At 71.0% G+C, this 7,552-nt stretch carries 5 protein-coding genes and 1 pseudogene; 5 read left to right on the top strand and 1 reads right to left on the bottom strand.

Features of this window, described 5'->3' with window-relative positions; all coding sequences use genetic code 11:
• A pseudogene (locus ACWCQK_RS41560) lies at positions 1-518 on the bottom strand (RNA-guided endonuclease TnpB family protein); the annotation flags it as partial.
• 52 nt (positions 519-570) lie between these two features.
• Here ACWCQK_RS41560 and tnpA point away from each other — a divergent pair.
• The 5 genes from tnpA (at position 571) to ACWCQK_RS41535 (ending at position 7,466) form a co-directional block, all read left to right on the top strand.
• Entirely contained in the window at positions 571-999 is a 429-nt protein-coding gene (tnpA, locus tag ACWCQK_RS41555; protein ID WP_451164389.1) for an IS200/IS605 family transposase, read from the top strand.
• Positions 1,000-1,336: 337 nt separating this feature from the next.
• The gene (mgrA, locus tag ACWCQK_RS41550) at positions 1,337-2,383 is read left to right on the top strand and encodes an L-glyceraldehyde 3-phosphate reductase (RefSeq protein WP_451164387.1); all 1,047 of its coding nucleotides are present in this window, start codon (positions 1,337-1,339) and stop codon (positions 2,381-2,383) included.
• Positions 2,384-2,516: 133 nt separating this feature from the next.
• Complete coding sequence (locus ACWCQK_RS41545; protein WP_451164385.1) at positions 2,517-4,628, top strand: DUF4139 domain-containing protein; 2,112 nt, start codon at positions 2,517-2,519, stop codon at positions 4,626-4,628.
• A 6-nt stretch (positions 4,629-4,634) separates the two neighbouring features.
• The gene (locus ACWCQK_RS41540) at positions 4,635-6,194 is read left to right on the top strand and encodes a mucoidy inhibitor MuiA family protein (RefSeq protein WP_451164383.1); all 1,560 of its coding nucleotides are present in this window, start codon (positions 4,635-4,637) and stop codon (positions 6,192-6,194) included.
• A gap of 672 nt (positions 6,195-6,866) precedes the next feature.
• Positions 6,867-7,466: a hypothetical protein gene (locus tag ACWCQK_RS41535; protein ID WP_451164381.1), complete on the top strand. Its 600-nt coding sequence runs from the start codon at positions 6,867-6,869 to the stop codon at positions 7,464-7,466.
• Positions 7,467-7,552: the final 86 nt, after the last annotated feature.

The raw sequence follows: 7,552 nt of genomic DNA, 5'->3' as shown, positions 1-7,552 counted from the left end.
AGAACGACGTACCAGTGCTTGCCTTCGCGCTTGACGGACACGGTCTTGACCTTGCCGGCCACGGGCCGGTGCTGGTTGACCTTGATGTGCCCCACACCCTGGAACCTGACGCGGGTGATGGGGTCGTGCGGGGTGGAGTCCCACCGGCAGCCGTCCCCATCCCTGGGGAAGTCGACCGTGTCGAACCAGTTCACCCCACGAAAGCGCGGATAGCCCGGCGCATCACCGGACCTGACCCGCCGGAAGAACGCAGCGAACGCCTTGTCGAGACGACGCAAGGTGGCCTGCTGTGAACTGAAGGACCAGCGGCCCTGACGCTCCGCATCGAACGCCCGGATGTCCTTGAGCTGCGCCGACTGCATCCCGTACTTGATGCTCATCTTCGAGGCGTGCCGCCAGGCGTCACGGCGCTCCTGCAAGGCCCCGTTGTAGAGGGAGCAGTGGTCACGGACCATGTCGCCCAGCGCGATCGCCTGGCCCACGGTGGGCCGCAGAAGGAACTTGTACGCACGGATCACCCCGGCCCACCCCCTTCCCCCGCCGGTTCGGTGATTTTACTGCGCTTGGGGTATGTCACCACGCTGGGAACCAAACCCCGATTTCCGTACCGGTCGCCATGTCGCCCACACTCTTCACGCACACTTGGTGTTCGTCACGAAGTATCGGCGCGACGTGTTCGATGACGCCATGCTCAAACGGTGCGAAGAGATCATGCGCGAGGTGTGTGGCAGCTTCGAGACGGAACTACGTGAGTTCAACGGCGAAGCGGACCACGTGCACCTGCTGGTGCACTATCCGCCGAAGGTGACCCTTTCGAAACTGATCAACTCCCTCAAAGGCGTCAGCTCCCGGTACCTGCGAGCCGAGTACACCGGCCGGATCAACCGGACCGGCATGGGCTCGGTGTTCTGGTCCCGCTCCTACTTCGCGGGGTCCTGCGGCGGCGCACCACCGACCGTGATCCGCCAGTACATCGAAGGCCAGAAGCGGCCCCTCTGACCATCACGACGAAGACGAAGAGAACTCCGCCACTGCGCGACTCCGCGCCAAGGATACGTTTCCCTCCCCGGCTGAAGCCGGGGATACCCACACAAGATCAGGGATGGGTCCAGTGTCGCGAAAGGTGCATGGGCGCGCACCTCGGGTACAGCACCCCTCCCCCGGCAGGATCCGGGGCCTCGTCCCCGTGCTCGGGCCCGGATCCGAACAGCTCAATGAGAAGTCGCAGCGCTCAGTGTCATGAGTAACTCCTATTGGACTTCCCCTCGGAAGTCGCGCCAGGATGAAGGAGCATCCCTCATCAGGCATACCACTCTCAGCGCCACGGAGATCCCTCATGCACCACGTCGCCGACGCCAACCGTTACGACGGCACCATGCAGTACCGGCGCACCGGACGCTCCGGGCTCGACCTGCCGGTCCTGTCGTTGGGCTACTGGCACAACTTCGGCGACGACAACGCGTTCGAGGCTCAGCGCCAGATCGCGTTGCGCGCCTTCGACCTCGGCATCACCCACCACGACCTGGCCAACAACTACGGTCCGCCGTACGGCTCCGCCGAGATCAACTTCGGCAGGATCATGCGGCAGGACCTGGCGCCCTACCGCGACGAGATGGTGATCTCCACCAAGGCGGGCTGGGACATGTGGCCGGGCCCGTACGGCCAGGGCGGTGGCTCGCGTAAGTACCTGCTCGCCTCGCTCGACCAGTCCCTCCAGCGCATGGGCCTGGACTACGTCGACATCTTCTACTCCCACCGGCTGGACGCCTCCACCCCGCTAGAGGAGACCATGACCGCGCTGGACACCGCGGTGCGTCAGGGCAAGGCGCTCTACGTCGGCATCTCCTCCTACGACGCCGAACGCTCCCGGCAGGCCGCGGCGATCCTCCGCGAGCTGGGCACGCCCCTGCTGATCCACCAGCCGTCGTACAACATGCTCAACCGCTGGATCGAGACCGAGGGCCTGCTCGACGCCGCCGCCGACGAGGGCTTCGGCGTCATCGGCTTCACCGCGCTGGCCCAGGGGCTGCTCACCGGCCGCTACCTCGACGGCATCCCCGAGGGGTCCCGCGCCACCCAGGACAAGTCGTTCAGCACGAGCTGGCTCAGCGACGACACCCTGCCCCGGCTGCGTGCCCTCAACGACATCGCCGCCCGCCGCGGCCAGAGCCTGGCCCAGATGGCGCTCGCCTGGGCCCTGCGCGACGCACGCGTCACCTCTCTCGTCATCGGCGCCTCCCGCGTCGAGCAGCTGGAGCAGAACGTCGCCGCCCTCGATAACCTCTCCTTCACTGAGGAGGAACTCGCGGACATCGACAAGCACGCGATCATCGAAGGCAGCGTCGACCTGTGGCAGCAGGCCCGCACGGGCAGCCTCGACTGACCACCCGTGAACCCCTGACTCCCGTGCGCCGGGCCTGAGTCACGTGTTCGGCTCCCCAACAGCCCGAGTCTCGAAGGGGACGCCCGCTGCCGGGCGTAGGCTTTGTCCAGCATGGACACAGGGGGGGGAGCTCATGTCGGCTGAGAGTGCTCGGAGTTGGGAATCGGCTCTCGATTCGGTCGTGGTGTACGCGCAGGGTGCCGTCTGCCGGCGGCTGGCCCGGGGCCGGGTGCCGGCGGACGGCCGGGTGCGGGTGGCGGGGCTGCCGCGCTCACTGGACCCGGGATCGCTGCGGGCACGGGTCACGGACGCTTCCGGGATGCGTGTCGTGGAGGCCCGGGTGGAGGTCGACGCAGAGCTGTCCGACACCGGCACGCGCGACGAACTGCGGTGCGAGGCTGAGCGGTTGCGTGACGCCTATGCGGCGGCGCGCCGGCGCAGGGACCGGCAGCTGGCCCTGGTCCAGGAGGTCACGGCGCTGCACCCGGTCCCGCCGACCCGCAGGCGCGACGACCCGCACCGTCGTACCCCGGTCGACGCCTGGCTGGAGTTGGCCGACTTCGTCGACGAGCGGCTGACGAAACTGCACGGCCGTCTGGTCGAGTTGGAGGCGGCGCTGAGCCGCGCCGAGCACGAGCTGGAGATCGCCACCGACCGGCTCACCCGCGCCTCCGACGACGCGCCCTCGGCGCGCGTGGAGATGTCGGTCCAGGCGGTCCTGACCCTCGACGGCACGGGGGACGCGGAGCTCGAGATCGAGTACGGGGTGCCGGGCGCCGTCTGGGTACCGGCCTACCGTCTCGGGTACCGGCAGGGCGACGGCAGCGGCCGTCTGGTGCTGCGCGCCTCGGTGGCTCAGCGCACCGGAGAGGACTGGACCGGCGTGCGCATCGCGCTGGCCACCGCCGACCTGGGGCGCCGCACCGACCTGCCGAGGCTTCGTTCGATCCGGATCGGACGCCGTCAATCCGCCCCGGCCCCGTCCGGCTGGCGCGAGCCGCCCGCCGGGCTCGCCGACCTGTTCGCCGGGTACGACGCGTCGGGCCCCGCGCCCGCGACGGCCGGCGGGCGCGCGGCCGCCGGGATGGTCGGCGGGGCGGCGGCCGCGTCGGCGGTCGCCGTGGGCGGCTACGCGCCGGGTCCCGTTCCGCCGCCTCTGCCGCCGCCCCCACCGATGCCGCAGGGGTTCGGCGGGCCGCCGCCCGCGCCCGCCGCGGTCCGTGGCGCCTTCCCTAAGGCCGGCGGGAGCGCCATGCCCGATCTCGCGCGTTCGGCCCGGTCGCTCGCCCGCGACGCCTCCTTCGCGGAAGCCGTCGCCGCGGCGCCCTTCGCTCCCGCCCCCACCGGGCCGCCGCCCGTTCCGGCCGCCGCCGGGGGGCCGCCCCCGCCTCCGGAACCCGTCGCCGGTCCGCCGCGGCCGAGCGACACCGAGCTCGATTACGCGGCCCTCGTCCTGTGCGGCCCCGACGCGCGGAGCGACCGCAGAGGTCTCCTGTTCCCCGGCCCGTCCTTCGACCCGGTGGCCGCCGAGTACCGTCGCCGCGGTGAGACGGTCGCCGCGCTGCCGCTGCCCGGACACGCCGTGCGGCCCCGCGAGTCGGCCGGTTCCTTCGACCATCGCTTCGACGCCACCGCCCGCGCCGACGTGCCGTCGGACGGCACCTGGCACACCGTCACCGTCGGGGAGATCCCGGTCGGTCTGCGCACCGAGTACGTCTGCGTGCCGGCGGTGGAGCAGACCGTGTACGCCACGTCGGTGCTGTCCAACGCCACCGACCAGGCACTGCTGGCCGGCCCGGTGGAGGTCACCGTCGACGGCGAGTTCCTGCTGACCACCGCCTTGCCCACGCTCGCCCCCGGCGGTGTGCGCCGGGTGGGGCTCGGACCGGCCGAGGGCATCCGCGTCACCCGCCGTACGAACCTGCACGAGTCGACCACCGGACTGCGCAACGGCACCACCGTGCTCGACCACCGCGTCCATGTGGAACTGGCCAACGGACTCGCGAGGCCCGTCACCGTCGAGGTCCGCGAGCGGGTGCCGGCCACCTCCGAGGCGGACGTACGGATCGTGGAACGGGCGGACTGGACGGCACCCGGAGACGACACCGGCCCCGATCAGCTTGCTCCGGGCAGCCGCGTCTGGCGGGTGGACCTGCCCGCCGGTGGCACCGCCGCCCTCGACGGCGGCTACGAGATACGCATCCCGGCCGGCAAGGCCCTGGTCGACGGCAACCGCAGGAGCTGACGCATCATGTCCACGGCTCCGAAGCCGATCGCTCTCCCCGTCACCGCTGTCACCTGTCTGGAGGACCGCGCCCACATCGAACGGACCGCCGAGCTCGACCTCCGGGCCGGGGTGCAGCGGCTGCTCCTCGGACCGGTCAGCGCGCTGGCCGTCGACCGCACCCTTCACGCCGAGCTGACCGCCGATCACCCGGCGACCGTGCTCGACGTGCGGATCGTGCGCGACTGGACTCCGCGCGGGCCGCTGCCCTCCGACGACGACTCCGTCCTCCGTCGCCGCCTGCACACCCTCGAAGCGGAGCAGGTCGCGCTGGAACAGCGCCGCGACCGTCTGCACGCCCGTCTCGACCTCCTCGCCCGGCTGGCCGCCGACCTGCTGCGGGACATCGGGGAAGGCGCCGGATACGGAGAGACCGAGACGCCCCGCTGGACACGCGAACTGGACCGGCTGGACAGCGAACGCGACACGTACGGCGAGGAACTGCGCGCCGCCCAGGACCGGCTGACCGCCGTCACCACCGAACTCGGCGAAGTGCGGCAGGCCATGGACCTCGCCGAGGAGGAGCCGGCCGAACTGCTCGGCCACGTCGAGCTGACCGTGGAGGCCGCGGCGGCCGGCCCGGCCCGGCTGCGTCTCGGTCATCTCACCCCGTGCGCGCTGTGGCGACCCGCCTACCGGGCCGTACTCGACGGGGACGCGCTGACGCTGGAGACCGACGCCGTGATCTGGCAGCGCACCGACGAGGACTGGACGGACGTACGGCTGACGCTGTCGACGGCCCGGTCGGCGCTGGCCACCGAACCGCCGCGGCTGGGCGAGGACCGGTTGACGCTCAAGGACCGCTCCGCGGCGGAGCGCCGCACGGTCGACGTCGAACTGCGGGAACAGGAGATCGGGGACCTCGGCCCGGCCCCCGTACTCGGCCTGCCCGGCGTCGCCGACGGCGGCGAGGCCCGGGTGCTGCACTGCCCCGCGCCGGTCTCCGTGCCCGGCGACGGGCGCGCCCACCGGGTGCCGGTGTCGGCCTTCAGCACGGCCGCGAGAAGCGAGTACGGCTGCTCGCCCGAGGTGTCCCCGCTGGTCACGCGGCTGCTGCGGTTCGACAACCAGTCCGGTCACGCACTGCTGGCCGGGCCCGTGGACCTGGTCCGGGGCAGCGGGTTCAGCGGCCGCGGCACCCTGGAATTCGCCGCTCCCGGAACCCCCGTGGAACTCGCCTTCGGCAGCTGCGACGACTTCCGGGTGGTCCGCCATGCCGAGGAGTCCCGCGACTCCGTCGGCATCACCCAGCGCACCGTGGTGACCCATACGGTCCGGCTGCACCTGTCCCGGTTCTCCGCGCCCACGGAGAACGACGAACGAACGGTGGTCGTCCGGGAGCGTATCCCGGTGTCCGAGGTCTCGGCGGTGGAGATCCGGCTGCGCAAGGACGACTGCTCCCCGGCACCCGACGCGGTCGACACCGAAGGCATCGCCCGCTGGGACATCACCCTGCCGCCCGGCGGCCGCCGCACGGTCACCCTGTCCTACGAGCTGTCGGCGAGCGCCAAGGTCACCGGTCTGTGAGCACGCGCCCCGCTTCAACTCCCTTGTCCGCGAGGGGGCGTGCTCGCCAGCCGGTGTGCCGGAGATGTTCCTGACCGCATCATGGACGCATGGAAACGGGGACTGACCGCGGTGCGGGCGACGCCGGGAGCGGCGAGGAGGCTCCGACGCCACCGTAGGCGCGGACATGCTCGACTCCCGCTCCGGGCAGTTCCACAGCGATGTGGTGGCCAAGAAGGTGGAACACCACTACACCTGCCTTGCCATCGCTTCCCAGTCCGATATGGGCGTTCGCCGGACGCGACCGTGAACTGTGCACGCTGCTGACCGCTCTGGACCCCGGCGAACCGGCCCGTGGCGCGGTCCTCGTGTACTCGGTCGGCAAGACCGCGGTCGCCCTCCAAGCCGCGCACACGGCGCAACGCCTGGGCTTCTTCCCGCCGGCGTGGTCTTCCTCGACCTGCACGGCTACGACAACGTCCCGGTAGACCCGGAACAGTTGCTGGAACAGTCTCTGCTGGCGCTCGGTGTCCCTAGGGACCACATGCCGACCAGTGCCGACGCACGTGCCGGGCTGTACCGCTCGGTGCTGGCGGAGGTCGCCGCGACCCGGGACGCGCTGCTGGTGGTCGTGGACAACGCCTCCCATCCTTACCAGGTGCGCCCCTCCTGCCGGGCCACTCATGTCACCGCGTGCTCGTCACCTCCCGTGACGTCCTGTCGCAACTCGGCGCGCCGTCGCTGTGGTTGGGGGTGCTCTCCCCCGAACACGCCGTGCGGCCGCTGGACACGGCGGACCCAGCCAACATCCGCATCGCACAAGATCCTCGCCAGGCGCTCCGCCTGATCGCCCTCGCGCCCGGGCCCGAGGCCGGGCCGGAAGCACTCACCGCGCTCGACCGATCACCACCCGACCCGCCGTCCCTGGACGTCCTCGTGCGGGCCCACCTGATCGAGACAGGCACCAGCCGCGGCCGCTGGTGTATGCACGACCTGGTGCGCGCTTACGGTGTCTTCCGCAGGCGGGCGGACGCTGTCACCCTCGCCGAAGGCCATGCGCCGCGAGCTCGGCTACTCAGCCGGTACGAGCGGCGCGTCGCGGACAGTCACTCCTTTCTCCGACTACTGGCCGATCGGCCCCGTGGGGGTGAGTTCGCCAACTGGGCCGAGGTGCTGCGGTGGCTGGACACGGAGCGCGAGGGCCTGGTGGGGGCCACCCAGTGGGCTGCCGATCCGGAACACGCCGCGACCGGAGTGCGCTTCGCTTTGAGCCTGTGCCACTACCTAGTGTGATGCGTCTGAAATCACGAGCTTAAGTCTGTAGCCTGTTTTCATGTCTCGGGGTCCTCGTGCCGTCGAAGTCGTGCTGTCCGATGAGG

The sequence above is a fragment of the Streptomyces sp. NPDC002306 genome (assembly GCF_053593435.1).
The sequence above is the reverse complement of the archived record's forward strand: the minus strand, read 5'-3'. Positions and strand labels throughout refer to the sequence as shown.